This window comes from uncultured Methanobrevibacter sp., assembly GCF_900314615.1.
Classification (GTDB): Archaea; Methanobacteriota; Methanobacteria; order Methanobacteriales; family Methanobacteriaceae; genus Methanocatella.
The window spans coordinates 32409-50946 of the sequence record NZ_OMWA01000021.1 but is presented as its reverse complement, the minus strand read 5'-3'; the positions used below and the strand labels follow the sequence as shown (position 1 = coordinate 50946).

The window sequence follows — 18538 nt, the reverse complement described above, 5'->3', positions numbered from 1 at the left end:
AATTAAAATTATATGCTGAATCTGTTTTTACGTTTATTTCGAATGAATAATTTCTGAATAAACTCTAATCTGGATTCTACATCCAAATCCTTCAATATTTTATCTATGCTATCCATAGACAATGTTTCCTTATCAACTACACTAAAAATAAAGACATCACTTTTATAATCTTTTGAATTGAGAGAATCTTCAGCAGTGAACTTTCCAAGAAAATCCTTTGTGAAAAATATGTTCTTTTTAATAATTTTGGCAGGATTGCCTGACAAATACAATCCTGAAGGCACTTTGGCATTGGCCGGAATAAATGCTGCATTATCAATGAATGAACCGGAACCTATCTTAACTCCTTTTGAAATTGAAGATTTATGTCCCAGATAAACATGATCTCCTATGAAAACACTGCGTGAATAATTAAATCTTTCTTTAGTATCGCATGAATAAATAGGATAATTGTCAGAACTTGAAATGAAGACATAATCACCGATAAAGCAGTCATCACCTATTATGACATTCTGATTTTCAAAAACATTAATTGTTAAAGCCAAACCGCTGTCAACATACTTTCCGATGAATGCTGTTGAATTGGAAAATATTCTTAATTTGGTATCTCTTTTTAAACTAGAACCTAAATAGACTATAGAATTATTCCCGTTGAATTCTATGCTTGCCTTGTTTAATTCGACATTGTTATCACATACTAAAATATTGTTTTTACCATTAAAAATGATATGTGAATCAGCTAATTTTGGTCTTCCAATTATTTTATTATCAATCATCTGATCAAACTGTGCGACATTTATAATATGTTCCATATAAACTCACCTATTACAATAATCTTTGTATGTGAAATTATTTATAGTTTAATGAATTTCAAATTAAAACGAAAACTTGAAATTTTCAATTTACTATCATATCACCCAGATTTGCATAGATTTAATTGTTCTGTAGAAAAATACATCAATTTTGAGGATTATGAAAGTGTATAGAGCAAAAAAACATCAAATAAAAAAAATCGTTAGTATTAAATATCATTTTAAGCAAAATTTAATTTGATTATTAATTTTTGAAAATTTGGGTTCAAACAATTAATTCTGGTGTTTTTTTAATGAAAAAGAAAAATCTGTCCGAAATAAATGAATATGCTAAACAAAAATATAAAAATGAAAGCAATCCTACTTTTTTGAAAATATATGATGCTCTTTTAAACAAAGTACTGCGACGAAGTGACATGAAACAACTTGAAAAAAAAAATTTCGTATCCATCATCATGCCAACATTCAACAGGAAAGAAATCATTTCAAAAGCCATTGATTCTGTTTTGAAGCAATTTTTTAAAAATTATGAATTAATTATAGTTGATGACGGCAGTACTGACGGTAGTGAAGATTTTATTCGGGAAAAATACTCCAAACATATAAAATCAAACAAAATCAGATACTTTAAAACAACTCATCAGGGCGTTTCTCAAGCAAGAAACTTTGGAGTTGAAAATGCATCAGGAAACATGATTGCATATCTTGATTCGGACAACCAATGGCATCCAACATATTTAAGTACACTAATATACAATCTGGACAGTAAAGAGGAGTACAACTGTGCATATTGTGATGTAACTGTAACTAATCACAATACTGGAAACACATATGTCCTCAATCAGGGTTTTAATAGAAAAAAATTATTGAAAACAAGCTTTATAGACATCAACGCTTTCATTCATGAAAAATCTCTCTTCAATCAAAGAGGGGGTTTTGACGGGAATTTGTCCAGACTGGTGGATTGGGATTTGATAATAAGATACACAGAAAACAATACTCCCATGCACATTCACAAATCATTGGCGGATTGCTTTTTAAGTTCTGAATTAAACAACATTGCATTAACTGAGCCATTAGAAGAAAATATCGCAAAAATTCAGCAAAAATATTGGAAGGAAATATATTGGGACGAATATAATGCCATAAAAGATTATTTTGATGAAGAATTTTATCTCAACAATTATCAAGATGTTTCAAAAAGCGGCATGGATCCGATGTACCATTATCTGACAGTAGGACATAAGGAAAACAAGAATCCGAATGCAGAATTTGTCACATCCTTTTACAATTATAAATACCCCAAAGTTGCCAGATATAATCTGAATCCGCTGGTTCATTATGCAAAATGGGGAAAAGATGAAGGAAGAGAAATAAACTATTTCAAAAAACGTGACACAATCATAAACAATAATCTGATATATCTTGCCAATTACGAATTTGACCCGGAACCTTTAGTATCCATAATCATATTAAACAAAGACGGATTGGAGCATTTGAAAAAATTATTCAGGGATTTCTCCAAAAAGACAAATTACTCAAACTATGAAATTATAGTGGTGGACAACGCATCACAGGACGATTCAGTTAAATATCTGAAAAGCTTGAATGAAATGGACATTAAAATTATAGAAAATAAGGAAAATGTTTCATTTTCAAAGGGAAACAATGATGCTGTAAAAATTGCCAAGGGAGAATATATTCTCCTTTTAAATAATGATATAGAACCCACATACAGCTGGCTGAACGAACTGATGGGAACTATAATTTATAATGAAAATGTCGGTGCAGTCGGAGCGAAACTGGTATTTCCTTTCTTTGATGATTTAAAACAGCAGGAGTATTCATTCACTCTTCAGCATACAGGAGACATCATCAGAGAAAAAGATAATGACTTATGTCTCTATGTGCCGCAAAATCAGAGCAGATTTTCTCCAGACATCTATGATAACAGCATTTCAGTAAACAGAAAATGCATATCAGTTACAGGAGCGGTCATGTTAACTAGAAAAGACATTTATCTTGAAGTGGGAGGTCTGGATGAATCATACTGGTATGGATATGAGGATGTTGATTTTAACTTAAAACTTCATGAGAAAGGCTATGACGTAATCTTTGCTTCAGCCGCATTATTGTTCCATCATGAATCAGCAACACCTCGAAAATCACAATATCTTAAAAACCACAGCATACTGTGTGAAAAATGGGGAGAATATCTCTTTAAAAAATTGCTTAGGGACAAAATAGAAAAAAACTACTTTTTTACAGATAAAACATTGCACTTTCTATTTGCAGCCCCATCTGATTTCATTGAAAAGCCAAAAATGAGAAATCAGATTCATTCACTAAATTCCTACTTAAACCGTGAAAACTATAACACATCTTTAAAGACTGACCTGTCCGATTTGGACATTGACTGTGATGTGGATATACTGATTTCATTTACTCAGGATTTTGATGTTAAAAATGCAATTTCAAGAAAAAATCTGATAAAAATACTGATTCTTAATAATGAAAATGTTATTGAAGATGACATTGAAAACTGGGATATAGTATTATGTGACAATGAAAGCATTCTAAACAATGATAAAGTGATTTATCAAAACATGAGCAAATTAAATGAAAATATTATCCAGATATTATATGAAAATTTTTTAGATGAATGAATTTTAATGAATTTTTTGAGCAATACCCCATCCGAAATCTGTGATTTCAAAATTCCCATAATCAGGATGATTTTTTACCAGCACGTCAAAAACCTTAGCGATGTGAGGTGTGTTTTTTACATCATCAGGCATGTTTACAACGCGAGGCATTTCTCTCATTGAGGGACTGGATCCGAATGACCAATCCATATCATCAAAAATAATCCAACCGCCGGGCTTCAATAATTTATCAACCAGCAGGAATGCAAATCCATCCACATTCCAATCATGGGCACCATCAATATAACAAAAATCAAAAAGAGGTTGGCCATATTCTTCTATAAATTTCATCAATCTCCAATTATATGATTCATATTCATAATAAACAGATACATAGTCCTTAAGATTTAACTTATTGAGTAATTGTTCAATATTAGGCCTCCTATGTACTGCACTGGCTAAATCAATTGTAGTTAAATGCCCGCCACCATTTTCCTTTAAAATGGTTGCCAGATAACATGAAGAAACACCATGGGCAAAACCTAATTCCAATAAATTAGACAATTTTTTAGATGTTATAAATCGTTCCAAATATTTTGCCTGACCTAAAGACATGCCAAAAATATCATTTAAAATTTCACCAGTATCTTCAACACTCATATTAAACACCAATAAATAGTATTAATTCAAAATAGTATTAATAATTAATTATCCAACATCCATTACAACATTTCAAAAAAAAGAATCATTTCTTGCGGATTTTTCCAAAAAACTGAGATAGATTTTCATCTCTTTTGTTAATAAATCTTTTTTCATCTTTTCCATATCTCAAATAATGATATAAAGGGTTCAAACCAAAATTTCGAACATCAGAATATTTTTCTAGATAATATCTGTTGTCAAAGAATCTTGAAGGATTATTACCCCATTTCCATCCTTTTATAAAATAATGCTGTGCAGGAGTAAGGTTTTCAAGGTCACAGCAGTGTTTAACATAATATTTTTCATCAAACAACCGGGAATTTTCAATCATGCTTATTTCATTTTTATGCTTGTTTATATATTCATCCTGATTTGTCGCAAAGTCATTCTCAATTCCCTGGGTGATATAATGAAGCAAAGGATTGATTCCCAATTCACTCACATCATCATAAACAAACAGATAAAACTCAGTATCAAAACGCGCAGAGGGGTTCCTTCCTTCCCTCCAACCTTTTATAAAATAATGCTGTGCAGGAGTAAGATTTTCGGTAGTTCCATAATGTTCAATATAATATTCTTCATCAAATAGCTCCGAATTCTCTATTACTTTAATTAAATTTTCATTATCCTTCAAATATTCAGACATACTTGTTGCCAAATTATCATCTATACCATGGATAACATAATGAATGAGAGGATTAACACCCAATTCACTCACATTATCATGAATTTGCAGATAAAATTCCGTTTCGAAATGTCTTGATGGATTTTTACCTTCCTTCCATCCGACAAGCAGATAATGTGTCAAAGGATCCAGCTGTCCAATGTTAGAATAAGTTTCTGTGTAAAATTTTTCATCAAATAAGTTCAATTCTTTAATTTTTTTAATGGCCAAATCCAACTCAGCATAATCTATTTTGTATTTGAATTTATGTTTTGAAATAGCATCATGCACTTCAAATATTTCATACAGCTTTTCTTTGGGAACAGGCACATGCATGACATTAGGTTCCATAACAATCCGGATTTTATGAAAATCTTCCCTTCTGAACGGTAATTTATGTAATTCCGTGAGAAAATAGATTAAATGATTTTTTATATCTTCCGGATTTCTATCCTGAATGATTGTCAGATTAGGAATATATTTCTCCTTTCTTATCATTTTTACAACATCATATTTGAAAGGTTCTATTTGTTTTAATGTTTCTTTCTCATATAATTTAGAATGCATTCCATTTTTGAGATAATAATTCTTAATCCAAATTCGTGCATCAAACTGAGGATTTTCCGCTATTGCAAAAGAATTCTTAATCATTGTGGCCAATTGAATAGATGTAAAACCTCCCATTGAACTGCCATAAAAGAGAATATTATGAGGTAAAATGTCAAAGAATTGAGTTATTTTGACAATCATGTTTTTTATGTTTTCCAAAAAATAATCCCCAGGCAGTCCTATTCCCCATCCTGAGCCGGTTTCACCTTCCCAAACGTAACGGGTATTGTCATTATACAATAGTATGGACTTGTCAAAATCCCATTTATGGCGGGTAAACATAGGCCTTGATTTAAATTCCTCAATTTTCTCGATATCTGACAAACCTGAAGGACCTAAACAGATAATATCATCATATTGAGGTTTTATATGTAATAAAAATTCATATTTAATATCGTTTAATAAAACCACAAGTCCCACTTGTCTGTTCATGGGAATTTTTTTTAGATTTTTTTCCAAATCTCCATATGTTGTTGTTATTATTTCATGAGTTAAACTTTCCATTCTATCCTCAGTTAAAATTATAGATTAACTTATAAATTTAATAACATTTATATTTTAAGAAATGACAAAATAGTGGATTTGTGATTAATAATACTGCTTTATTAGATAACCTCTAAAAATCTAAACTGAACTTTTAATTATTAACCAAATCGGCAAGGATAAACTGTCCAATCATAATCTCTCAAAAACCACGAAAAGAAATATTATTGATTATCAACTTTTGACTAATAATCATATTTAATATTATTAAATTAATTTAATGAGTGTTTAGGTTCCCCATTAGCTATAAAATGTTTAAGAAAAAATCAAAAAATTCCAACATGACCGTTAACCGCCTCCTATCAAAACAAATATATTAAATTTAATACATATTAACTATTATTTAACAATATTTTTTAGATATTAAATTTAAATTGTGGTGTAAATGAAAATAAAAAAAATTATAATTCTTGCATTATTTTTATCATTACTATTAATTGGAACAGCTAATGCGGCAATTGTAAAAAATGATACCAATACACAATACAGTGATGTAAATCAAATAGATGAACTTAATGCAAAAAATGACCAGATAAAAATAGAAACTTTTAGCTCAAATGAATATAAAAATCAGCAAGATACAAATTTAATTAATGAAAATGAAATCAAAGAGAAAAACACAGTTTTGGCAACTGATAACATTAATGAAACAAAATTAATTGAAACAAATAATCAGATAACCGTAAATGATTATGACCAATTATATAATCAAATTGAAAACTTAAAAGAACAAGGCACATCAAAGTCATATGTTATAAATTTAAATCCTAAAGGCAATTTTACAATTACTGATGCTATAAAATTACAAGGAAATAACTCACCAACTAAAGACATTACCCTCAACGGAAATGGTGTTACAATAGACGGTAAAAACAGCAAATATTTCTTAACTATCTTTGAAGGATACAGTGTAACACTCAACAATTTGAATTTTATAAATAACCTCATTACCGAAGACGGCGGCGGTGCGATAGCAGCCCATACAGGATCAGAATTGAATATAAACAACTGTAATTTCACAGGCTGTAGGGCATTTAATGAAACTGAAAGTATACATGCCGGAGTAATACGTATGGGATATGATGCAATACTGCACATCAATAATTCAATATTCCGCCAGAATTCAGCTTCTTACGGTGCAGGTGCAATTGTTATTGGAGGAACCCTTACTGAATACAATACATGCCCTCACCCTGATTTGGACCCAACCACCATAACTCCAACATCATTCATAAATAATTGTCAGTTTATTGATAATACTGCCGGCCATGGAGGTGCTGTAAATATAGAGGAATATTGTTCAGCAATTATTATTAACTGTACATTTAACGGTAATTCCGCTACAGATTTGGAATTAGGACTTGGTGGAGCAATATGCTCAGACATTAAAACATATACAGTAATCATAAACAACACATTCAAGGACAATTTTGCAAAACAGTTAGGCGGAGCAGTATGTACCGATTCAACTTCATGCCTACTATCCGTAAACAACACATTTGAAAACAACTTTGCAGAAAAATCAGGAGGAGGAATATATACTGCACCTAAATCCCAAATAAAAATTGAAAATAATATTTTTATAAAAAATGAAGCTACATTCGGAAGTGCACTATGCACTCGCGGTCGTTCAACACTAACAGTTACTAATTGCATATTTTCCGAAAACAATGCAACAGATTTAGGCGGAGCAATCAGTACCGGAGAAAACAACATCATAACCATAAACAATGGAACATTCAACAAAAACCAAGGAAAACTAGGAGGAGCAATCTGCTTAGGCACTAACTCCAACATGAACATAGAACAAACCACATTCACACAAAACAACGCAGAAAACGGAGGAGCGATATACGGCACAAAAAACAACAACATAATAATGAAAAATATAGAATTAACCAACAACATTGCAACCAAAACAACAACATTGCAACCAAAAACGGAGGAGCAATAATCACCGGAGAAAACACAGCCCTAACAACAACAAACACAACATTCACCACAAACAAAGCAAACCTGGGAGGGGCAATCTGCTTAAGTACTAACTCAAACATGAACATAGAAAAAACCACATTCACACAAAACAACGCAGAAAACGGAGGAGCAATATACGCCAACAAAAACAATGACATACAAATAAAAAACACTGAACTAACAAATAATACCGCAACCACAATCGGAGGAGCAATCTGCACCGGAGAAAACAACATCTTAACCATAAACAATGGAACATTCAACAAAAACCAAGGAAAACTAGGAGGAGCAATCTGCTTAAGTGCCAACTCTAACATGAACATAGAACAAACCACATTCACACAAAACAATGCCAACAACATTGCAACCAAAAACGGAGGAGCAATAATCACCGGAGAAAACACAGCCCTAACAACAACAAACACAACATTCACCACAAACAAAGCAAACCTCGGAGGAGCAATACTAACAAGCGTTAATTCAAACATGATACTAAATGACACAATTTTCACACAAAACAATGCAGAAAACGGAGGAGCAATCTATACTGCCAAAAACAACAACATACAAATAAAAAACACTGAACTAACAAATAATACCGCAACCACAATCGGAGGAGCAATACTCACCGGAGAAAACAATACCCTAACCACAACAAACACAACATTCAATATAAATAAAGCAAATGTTGGTGGAGCAATACTTAGCGGCATTAATTCCAAAATAACAACAGACAGCACCACATTTACACAAAACACAGCAAACACAAATGGGGGAGCAATAATCACCAAAGAAAACAACACCATAACCACAACCAACACAATATTCGCCACAAACAAAGCAAACCTTGGCGGAGCAATATTCATCGACACCAATTCCAAAATAACAACAGACAGCACCACATTTACACAAAACACAGCAAACGCAAACGGGGGAGCAATAATCACCAAAGAAAACAACACCATAACCACAACCAACACAATATTCACAGCAAACAAAGCAAATCTTGGCGGAGCAATATGTTTGAATGGCAATTGTGAACTAACTTCTGATAAAACCATATTTACTCAAAACAATGCAACAAAAAGTGGAGGCGTAATCTACAGTGCAAATAAAAATAAAATGTTATTGACAAATAGTGAAATGACAAACAATGTAGCGACAACAACCGGAGGAGCAATATTTACCGGGATAAACTCTACCTTAACTGCATCAAACACAAAATTCAATAAAAACACAGCAAACAGTCTTGGTGGAGCAATATGCGGTGAAAGCGGATCTGTTACCACATTAGCCAATTCGGAATTTAACAGCAATATTGCAAATATCGGCAATGCTGTATATAATCCAAAACAAGGCACATTAGTATTTAAAGGCAATACTTCTATCGCATCTGAGGATTATTTAAGTAATGGTGAACTAAAAATTGAGCAGACCATCAACACCAAAATATCAATTGATTCAATTGAATATTCTTCAGGAATAATTGTTAAAGGAAAATTGGTAGATGAATATAATTCCCCAATAAGTAGTGAAACCGTCAGCGCAAGTATAGAAAATGAAAATATCAGAGCAAATACTGACAAAAATGGCCAGTTCATTGCAAAATTTGAAAACATGAATCCTGGAACATACACTGCAACTTCAACATTTAATGGAAATTCTGTTTATTGCCAATCAACAGTAACCCTTACTGAAAAAGTAGTTGACAGACAAACATCAAAAATTACCGTAGCTGATCTCTCAACAGCTTACAGCAGCGAAAACTATTTGATAATTACTCTTGTAAACAGTCAAAACAGCCCGTTAACTAATATGGAAATAGCAGTGGATATGGGAAGTGGTGCTGAAACATATGGAACAGATAATAACGGAGAAGTAAAAATACCAACAAAAGACCTGCCTGTAAAAACATATACTGCAAACATAAGATTCGACGGCAGTGAAAACTATCTTCCATCAAATGCCACAGCAAAAATAACAATCAGCAAACAAACAACACAAATAACAGCAACCAACATAACAACAACATACAACACAAACAAGGAATTTGTAGTTACCCTTAAAGATGGTCAGAACCGCCCGTTAACCAATACCCAAATAACAATGGACTTCGGAATAGGTGCTGAAAGCTACACAACAGACAGCAACGGACAAGTCAAAATACAGACAAACACTCTGGATACCGACACATATGACGTGAAAATAAAATACAAAGGTAATGAAAGCTACGAGCAAACAAACGCAACAGCAAAAATAACAATCAACAAACAAACAACACAAATAACCTCAACAGATGTAACAACAACATACAACACAAACAAAGACATTGTAGTCACCCTTAAAAACAACGAAAACATCCCAATTGCAGATGAAATGATTGTAGTAGTTATAAAAACAAGAAGCGTTGAAGTATACACAACTGACAAAAACGGACAAATTACAATACCAACCGAAGGTTTAATTCCAGACACATATAATGCTAAAATAACATACTACGGTAGTGAAAACTACATTCAGTCAGGTACAACATCAAAAATAACAGTAAACAAGGACACAATCAAAGTTTCAATAGAATACGAAAACAACGACTTAGTAATTACAATTACAAACAGTCAAAACACTCCATTACCGGAACTGCCATTTGTAATTAATTATGGAAAAGGAGATAAAGCATACAGAACAGACAGCAACGGACAACTTAATTTAGCAAAAATCGGAATTGGTGAGGACATATCAATTATAACAGTAAAATATTACGGTAATGAAAAATACTTGCCAACAAACACAACCGAGACAATAACAAAAGGCAAACAAACAACACAGATTACTGCAACAGACATAACAACAACCTACAACACAAACAAAGACATTGTAGTCACCCTTAAAAACAACGAAAACAGTCCAATAGCAAATGCTGCCATAACTGTTGATCTAGGAACCGGCGCTAAAACATACTCAACAGATAACAACGGACAAGTCAAAATATCAACCAGCGCGTTAGTTCCAAAAACATATACCGCAAAAATTACATTTGATGGTGATGAAAATTACATGAAATCATCATGCGATGCCAAAGTTACTGTTAAAAAAACTAATGTAAAATTAACAGCTAAAGCACAAACATTCAAAAAGTCATTGAAAACCAAAAAATACACAGTTACATTGAAAAATCATAAAAACAAGGTAATGAAAAACACATGGGTTACATTAAAAGTCAACAAAAAGACATATAAGGTAAAAACAAACAGTAAAGGACAGGCTGCCTTTAAAATCACCAATTTAAAGAAAAAAGGCAAATTCACAGCAACAATAACATACAAAGGAGACAAATACTACAACAAAATCGTTAAAAATATAAAAATAACTATAAAATAAATTAAAAAGAAGAGTATCGCAGACCTATTAAATAGTTCACGATTTCATATTCAAAAGAAATTTAATGTAGAAATCAAATTTCTGCGATACTCCAATATCTAATTAAAGGATAATTATTTTTTAGTTAAATTATAAATCAAAGAACTTTTTTAAGAGATATATTTTTGGAATCGTCACAAGGTATATATAATATGCAATTTATATACAGATAATAACCATAATCAGACGGGAGGAATTTTTATTTTAAAAAACATGATAAGAAAAAATAAATTATTTTTTAATATCATATTTTCATTCATAATATCTTTTTTTATAGAATGTTATGTTATTTTAATTGATAATGCAGATTTAGTGCAAAACTTTTCAAATAGTTTTTTTAAACATTTTTCAATATATGAATTCTCAATATTTTTTATAATATTCTTTATACTATTTTACATATTATTTGATGAAACAAGGAAAGATAAGGTATTGAATTTTATTTACACATACAGATTACCATTATCGTTGCTAGTGATTGTTATAGCAGTTATTTTTCAGATACATGGGTCTTCAATTAACGAATTAAATTTTTTTGGTGTGAATCATAAAACTTTACTTGGTGTGTCAAGACCAATTCGAGGTGACGAATATGTTGTAAACACTATGTTTGCATTTTCACAATATCTAAATGATTTTGCATACTTTTCAGACATTGTCAGAGCATCAACTACCGACATGTTTATAATTTACGGCCAACCAGTTTTAGACATTGGAATGATTTTCAGACCATTTTTAACAGGGTATTTATTTTTAAATCAAGGCCAAGGATTGTCCTTTTTTTGGATAGGAAGATTAGTTTTTCTATTTTTAGTTTCATTTGAATTAGGTATGCTTTTAACTAATAAAAATAAAACATTTTCTTGTGCATATGCTTTTTTAATTACTTTTGCCCCAGTTGTTCAATGGTGGTTTGCTATTAACGGTTTAGTCGAACAATTAATTTTTGGACAATTAGGAGTTTTGCTGATAAATTGGTATATGACTATTGACGACTATAAAAAGCGCATATTGATTGCCATTGGATTGATGATTTCTATTGGAACATTCATACTTGTATTTTATCCATCCTGGCAAATTCCTTTTGCATATGTCTTCGTTTTACTAGCAGCTTGGATATTCTTAAAAAATCGTTCCCAATTTACATATTCCAAAAAAGATGTGCTGATTATTGGTATTGTTCTAATAATTTTCTCATTAATCATGGCCCATGTTTTAAGTTATTCATTAGAAACAATTAAGATTATTTTAAATACATCCTACCCCGGTTCAGAAGTATTTAATGGAGGAGGGGATGTAAACATATTTTCATATTATATACCTACCCTATTCTATCCTCTTAAACAAGATGGCATATTATTTGGTTCAAATGTTTGTAATTTTTCAGTTTTCATTGATTTATTCCCACTCCCATTAGTTTTATCAGCTATAGTTTTACTTTATCAGAAAACAAAAGATAAATTGTTAATAGGATTATTAGCATTATATTTTATATTATTAATCTTTTATTTCATACATTTACCAGATTTTATCGTTGATTTAACTTTAAGAGGCCATATTAAAAATTCAAGATTACCTCCAGTCATTACATTTGTTGGTATTTTAATATTAATTCGTGCAATAAGCAATTTAAAACAAAATAAACATGCCAAATTATTCATTATTGGTTCAATAGCTCTATCACTGATTATGATAGCTTGGACATTCGTTGAATTCAGTCAGTATTACTTATCCTGGATGCCTATAATCGCTTTTATATTGCTAGGCATAACATTTTCTGTTTCTTTCTTATCATCATCAGAAAAATATCAGAAAATGTTTTTAATATGCATTATCTGTTTAACATTTTTAGGCGGAGCGCTTGTAAATCCTGTTGATTCCGGTACTGATGTAATATTTGGATCAGAACATTTCAAACATGTAGAAGAAATAGTTGAAAAGGATCCGAATGGCATATGGATTATTAATGAAGATGGGCATAAAATTAATAATATGTTAATTGCTGCAGGAGCAAGAACAATAAATTCTGTTAATACTTACCCTGATTTGGAAAAATGGCAAAAAATAGATCCAAATAATCAGAGTTATGAAACATATAATCGATACGCCCATATAATGGTCAACATAGTAGATAATAATGATACGGTTACAAATTTTACATTAATTAAACCAGATTTATTCCAATTAAATTTAAAAATAGATGATTTAGAAAAATTAAATGTTTCTTATATTGAATCAGCACATAATTTAGATAAACACTCTAATAATAACGTGCACTTTACAAAATTATATGAATATAAAGAACATAAGATTTTTAAAGTTGACTATGTTTAGTTAGAATTAAATTTATTGAAATAAATTTTTGGAGCTATCAAAAATTAAGTGAATTAAATTGAGCTTAATTTTTGAAGCGCAATTTTTTATTAAAATGGTTAATTTTAAATCATAATGATTAAAATGCTTAAGTAAATGGAGAAAAATAAAATTAATTATATACTTTTAAAAATAAAGGGATAGTTATGAATTTAAATTCAATTGAATCAAACAGAGGATTAAAATTAAATTATAGGGATTTAGCAATATTGACAATTCCTATTTTAATATTTTCATTATACATTTATATATACAATCCAGGTGTTTTAACTGCCTCATCATACAGTCAGCTTCACCAGATAGTTACCGGACAGTTTACAAATGCTCATCCAATATTCCACACATTATTTGAAAAAGCTTGTATTAAAATATTTAAAAGCCCAATATTCATTGGTATTATCCAAATGGTAATTTTTTCACTATTGTGGATGATAATCTGCAAGTACCATCGTGACGATAGTGCAGATTCCAGTAACGAATTTTTCATACAATTTATTATAACATTAATTATTTGTTTGATTCCCATCAATGCAATATATTCAATTACATTATCAAGCAATATCTTATTTAGTTACTCAGTAATGTTTTTATGTTTTCTAATTAAGGTAATGATTGATGAGAAGGGTCAAATTAACAATAAGTTAATCATACTTATAGGCATAAATCTGGCCATTATGAGCGGATTAAGCACTTACGGAATTTATATTTCTTTATTTTCATTAATGGCAATTCTTTATTATTTATTTGACAAAAGCCCCTCTGAAAAAACATATATCTTGCTTGTTGGAATAGCACTTGTTGGAATGCTATTAATCGGATCTTTGAATTTTATATATGATGTTGACAATGATACTTCAAATATCAAAACAAATGATGCATTTGAAGAGGGAATTAATCTTGAAAATGCTAAAAATCAGTTTTTCTCATCAATAAATGACAATCCAAGCAATGATATTGAAAATACAGCTTCAATAAACATTAAAAACAGCAATTACCATATGGTTGATTCATTTGTTAATCTGTTTAGAGAAAATTTCATTATAGATGGTTTGCTTAACAATCCGATATTATGCATGATTTTTTCAGTAATACTGCTTGTTTTAATCAGTGCAGCACTGCAATCAGAAGAAATATTTTTAATGTATTCACCTGCATTATTGAATCTAATTCTCGTTGTTTTAACCGGCCAGAATAATCTTTATTCCAGCATATTGATTTTTTATTTAATAGCAATTATTTTCATAAGCATATACTTTAAAGTAGGTTTCAAACTAAGTGATATTTCAAATATTACACAAATAACTAAAATAAAAGATATTAAAACTTATGAAACTCCACAACTTGCTAAACAAGAAAAAACAAACCAGTACACAACTACACAAACAACCAAACAAGAAAAAACTTATGAAACCAAGAATTATTCAAGTTTAGACTCAGAAAATGAAATTAAAGAAAAATTCATCCCACAATATGATTATTCCAATGACTTTTATGAAGAACTTGAAGAGTTAGATTTCGAAGACATTGACAATATATTAAACGAAACAGAAAGTACAGAAACAAAACCTGATAACGAATATGATTCAGATTTAGTCGACCAAATATTAAAAGAAATCGAAATGAATAAAAAATAATCTCAAATTATATTAATTTTGGGAGAAAAATAAAAATTCCTCAGTTAAATTTTTTAAACTCCCTTATTTTCTCTTATTTTTTTACATCCCCAAATCCTAAAAGAAATCGAATAGAAAATAATATTCCGTTAAACAACTAATTTACATCATTACTATTCATTAAAAACTACCCATTTTGATATAACATAATTTAAAACAACGACAATTACCTGAATCACTGTTTTTGAGATAACGTCCCCAATAGCTAAAACGTCAATGAAAAGCCACATAAGCCCAGTATCAATTACTCCGGAAAATATACGGCCTGAAAAAAACAATACACATTCTTTTAAGACATTTGGGCTTTTTGATTCAAATACCCATCTGCGGTTAGTGACATAGGCAAAAAGCACAGAAAAAAACCATGCCAGAATATTGGACAGGAGATAATTAATTCCCAGACGGGTCAAAACAAAATATACTCCAATATTGACCAGAGTTGTTAAGACTCCAAAAACCACATACCAGAAGAGTTCCTTTTCAATCTTCAATGTTAGTCTCTCCAACAATATAAATAGGCCTGTTTTTAACTTCAGTATAGGTCTTTTCCAGATATTTTCCAAGTATTCCTATTGAAAATAGCTGTATGCCGCCTAAAAATAAGATTATAGTTACAGTTGATGCCCAACCTGCAACAGGATTTGAATAAATCAAAGTACGAACTACAATAAAAATTATTAAAATAAACGCAATGATTGAAAATAATATACCAAAAAAGGTTGATATTGACAGAGGAACTGCAGTAAATGCAACAATACCTTCAATGGAATAAGCTAAAAGCCCCCAGAATGACCAGCTGGTTTCACCGGCAACCCTTTCGACATTCTCATATTCAATCCATTTTGTTTTAAATCCTACCCATGCAAAAAGGCCTTTTGAAAATCTGTTATATTCATTAAGCTCCAAAAGAGCATTTACAACCTGCCTGGTCATTACACGGTAGTCACGTGCTCCGTCAACCAGTTCAATTTTTGAAATTCTGTTGATAAATTGGTAAAACATTCGAGCTAAAAAAGATCTTATCACAGGTTCTCCTTTACGGGTGACCCTTCTTGTTGCAACAACATCATAATCGCCAATGTCATCAATCATTTGGGGAAGAAGACTTGGAGGGTCCTGCAAGTCAACGTCCATTACGCAAACCAGATCTCCTTTTGCATTTTTCAAACCGGCATAAAGTGCAGACTCCTTTCCAAAATTTCTTGAAAATGAAATATACTTAACCTTCAAATCAGTATCAGCCAGTTTTTTCATTTCATCCAAAGTATTGTCAGAAGACCCGTCATTTACAAAAATAATCTCATATTTCATGTCAGTTAAAGTCTTTTCAATCTCTTTGTGAAAAATACTGACAGAATCCTTTTCATTATAACAAGGCACAACAATACTTAAATACATATAAACCTATTTTTATGTTTATCACATATAAAAATACTTATCTCCGATTTGCAAATCATAAACAATTCTTTTTTAACCATAAAAATTATTATATATTTATATTCACAAAATATTACTCATGAACAAAAACTTGCAGAGTATGGATTTGATGTCCATGATTAAAAAAGTAAACTATAGAGATTTGATGATATTTATCATACCGATTCTTATATTTTCTCTGTATCTCTATATCTACAATCCGGGGATTTTGACAACACAGTCATTCAGCCAGCTGCACCAGATTGCCTCAGGCCAGTTCAACAGCAGTGTGCCGTTTTTATACACTGTAATTGTAATGATTTTTCTTAAAGTCTTCCAGACCCCATTGTCAGTTGTCTTTTTCCAGATTCTTGTTTTTGCTTTAATTTGGACTGTAATCTGCAAGTATCATCGAGACGACACATCCAAGAGCAGCAACCTCTTTGTTTTGGAGTTTGCAGTTACTCTTATAGTCTGTCTGATTCCTATTAATGCAGTCTATTCAATAGCTTTGTGGAGCAATATTCTTTTTGCCTACGGAATGCTTTTTTTAAGCTTTTTAATTAAGGTGCTTATCGACAGAAACGGTGAAATGAGCCTTAAATTTGCTATAATTTTGGCTTTAACAATTGCAGTGACATCCCATTTAAGTTCTGTTGGAATCTTTATTGGAATTATAACCCTTGCGGCGATTTTAGTTTATCTTTATATGAAAAACAGAAATACCGAGAGGACATTTCTCATACTTCCGGCTCTTGCAATCGTTTTAATACTGATTATCGGATCTTTAAGCTTTGCATATCATGTTGAAGATGCACACACAAACAGTGCAGGCGGAGTTCCGATGGTGTGGAGCGTTTTAAGAGGAGATGACTGGGAAGGTCAGGCATATTATCTAACAGCAAACGCAGACCCTGTTAAAGAGGCCCAAAACAAGTTCTACACACAGGGCAAAATCACCCCGACTGAAAGCTATGAAAAGCTTACCTCAGCCAATTACGGCAAGGGAAGCTACAATATGGTAAATTCATATGCGCTCTATTTCAAGGACCACACTCTTACAGATACACTGTTTATGAGCCCTGCACTCTACATGTATCTTGCAATAATCCTTTTAATAGCTCTTCAGTTCGTTACCAAATCAAAAGAGATGTATCTTATATACGTTCCGAATATCATTAACATAGTTGGAGTCTTTCTGACATGTCCTCTAAATGAAAACAGGTTCCTTTATCCGAATCTGCTTATCGCATACATGCTCGTTATAATTTTCATAAGCTTTTACCTGAGAGGCAGCATGAAGGCCCTTCCGATTACATTAAATACAAAGAAATCTGAAGAACCTCCAAAATATGAAAGCCAGCCGACATATGATGTAAGCGACAATTACTTTGACAATCAGATTAATGAAACTACCCTTGAAGAAATCGATTCAATTCTTGAGGAATCAGAACCTCTTCAAAGTGAGGATTCCAAACCTCAGACAGAGCCAAGCGAAGAGGAATATGACTCTGATTTGATTGATCAAATCCTAAAAGAAATCGAAGATGAAAAACATAAATAAGGACTGAAAATCCTTATTTTCCCTTATTTTTTATTTCAAAGAAAAAAAAGAAATAGATTATTTAAAATCCATCTCAAACCTTATTTTTAATATAAAGACATCCCATCATCCAATCCAAACTTTACACCACTAATTTAAACGAAATA

11 protein-coding genes are annotated in these 18538 nt (G+C 31.2%); 6 read left to right on the top strand and 5 right to left on the bottom strand.

The genetic code is table 11. The features are described 5' to 3' along the window. Positions 1-8 precede the first annotated feature (8 nt). Positions 9-812: a DapH/DapD/GlmU-related protein gene (locus tag QZN33_RS07945; protein ID WP_296790746.1), complete on the bottom strand. Its 804-nt coding sequence runs from the start codon at positions 810-812 to the stop codon at positions 9-11. 293 nt (positions 813-1105) lie between these two features. Between QZN33_RS07945 and QZN33_RS07940 the strand changes: the two genes are divergently transcribed. After that, positions 1106-3478 (top strand): glycosyltransferase, encoded by a 2373-nt coding sequence (locus QZN33_RS07940; protein WP_296790744.1) that lies wholly within the window; start codon positions 1106-1108, stop codon positions 3476-3478. 3 nt (positions 3479-3481) lie between these two features. Here QZN33_RS07940 and QZN33_RS07935 read toward each other — a convergent pair whose 3' ends face one another. Both QZN33_RS07935 and QZN33_RS07930 read right to left on the bottom strand, forming a co-directional pair. Then, positions 3482-4117, bottom strand: a complete 636-nt coding sequence (locus tag QZN33_RS07935) for a class I SAM-dependent methyltransferase (RefSeq protein WP_296790742.1) — start codon at positions 4115-4117, stop codon at positions 3482-3484. Between the two features lie 85 nt (positions 4118-4202). Continuing rightward, on the bottom strand, positions 4203-5936 hold the full coding sequence (locus QZN33_RS07930; protein ID WP_296790740.1) for a hypothetical protein: 1734 nt from the start codon (positions 5934-5936) through the stop codon (positions 4203-4205). A gap of 424 nt (positions 5937-6360) precedes the next feature. On the opposite strand from QZN33_RS07930, the gene QZN33_RS07925 reads away from it, so the two are divergent. The 4 genes from QZN33_RS07925 to QZN33_RS07910 all read left to right on the top strand — a co-directional run bounded on the left by QZN33_RS07925 (position 6361) and on the right by QZN33_RS07910 (position 15373). After that, complete coding sequence (locus QZN33_RS07925; protein WP_296790738.1) at positions 6361-7929, top strand: right-handed parallel beta-helix repeat-containing protein; 1569 nt, start codon at positions 6361-6363, stop codon at positions 7927-7929. Between the two features lie 98 nt (positions 7930-8027). Next, entirely contained in the window at positions 8028-11327 is a 3300-nt protein-coding gene (locus tag QZN33_RS07920; protein WP_296790736.1) for a hypothetical protein, read from the top strand. 252 nt (positions 11328-11579) lie between these two features. Then, complete coding sequence (locus QZN33_RS07915) at positions 11580-13700, top strand: hypothetical protein (protein WP_296790734.1); 2121 nt, start codon at positions 11580-11582, stop codon at positions 13698-13700. A gap of 185 nt (positions 13701-13885) precedes the next feature. Next, the gene (locus tag QZN33_RS07910) at positions 13886-15373 is read left to right on the top strand and encodes a hypothetical protein (RefSeq protein WP_296790732.1); all 1488 of its coding nucleotides are present in this window, start codon (positions 13886-13888) and stop codon (positions 15371-15373) included. A 152-nt stretch (positions 15374-15525) separates the two neighbouring features. On the opposite strand, the gene QZN33_RS07905 is transcribed toward QZN33_RS07910, so the two are convergent. Then, entirely contained in the window at positions 15526-15903 is a 378-nt protein-coding gene (locus QZN33_RS07905) for a GtrA family protein (protein ID WP_296790730.1), read from the bottom strand. Next, complete coding sequence (locus tag QZN33_RS07900) at positions 15893-16810, bottom strand: glycosyltransferase family 2 protein (RefSeq protein ID WP_296790728.1); 918 nt, start codon at positions 16808-16810, stop codon at positions 15893-15895. Before QZN33_RS07900 ends, QZN33_RS07905 begins: the two co-directional genes overlap by 11 nt. A gap of 118 nt (positions 16811-16928) precedes the next feature. Here QZN33_RS07900 and QZN33_RS07895 point away from each other — a divergent pair, with 118 nt between their 5' ends. Continuing rightward, positions 16929-18392 (top strand): hypothetical protein, encoded by a 1464-nt coding sequence (locus QZN33_RS07895; RefSeq protein ID WP_296790726.1) that lies wholly within the window; start codon positions 16929-16931, stop codon positions 18390-18392. Positions 18393-18538 lie beyond the last annotated feature (146 nt).

What these genes read in the sequence shown, in the direction of transcription:
- QZN33_RS07920 (WP_296790736.1), top strand. Translation starts at nt 8,028, where the DNA reads ATGAACATAGAAAAAACCACATTCACACAAAACAACGCAGAAAACGGA.
- QZN33_RS07930 (WP_296790740.1), bottom strand. Translation starts at nt 5,936, where the DNA reads ATGGAAAGTTTAACTCATGAAATAATAACAACAACATATGGAGATTTG.
- QZN33_RS07945 (WP_296790746.1), bottom strand. Translation starts at nt 812, where the DNA reads ATGGAACATATTATAAATGTCGCACAGTTTGATCAGATGATTGATAAT.
- QZN33_RS07895 (WP_296790726.1), top strand. Translation starts at nt 16,929, where the DNA reads ATGAACAAAAACTTGCAGAGTATGGATTTGATGTCCATGATTAAAAAA.
- QZN33_RS07935 (WP_296790742.1), bottom strand. Translation starts at nt 4,117, where the DNA reads ATGAGTGTTGAAGATACTGGTGAAATTTTAAATGATATTTTTGGCATG.
- QZN33_RS07900 (WP_296790728.1), bottom strand. Translation starts at nt 16,810, where the DNA reads ATGTATTTAAGTATTGTTGTGCCTTGTTATAATGAAAAGGATTCTGTC.
- QZN33_RS07940 (WP_296790744.1), top strand. Translation starts at nt 1,106, where the DNA reads ATGAAAAAGAAAAATCTGTCCGAAATAAATGAATATGCTAAACAAAAA.
- QZN33_RS07925 (WP_296790738.1), top strand. Translation starts at nt 6,361, where the DNA reads ATGAAAATAAAAAAAATTATAATTCTTGCATTATTTTTATCATTACTA.
- QZN33_RS07915 (WP_296790734.1), top strand. Translation starts at nt 11,580, where the DNA reads ATGATAAGAAAAAATAAATTATTTTTTAATATCATATTTTCATTCATA.
- QZN33_RS07910 (WP_296790732.1), top strand. Translation starts at nt 13,886, where the DNA reads ATGAATTTAAATTCAATTGAATCAAACAGAGGATTAAAATTAAATTAT.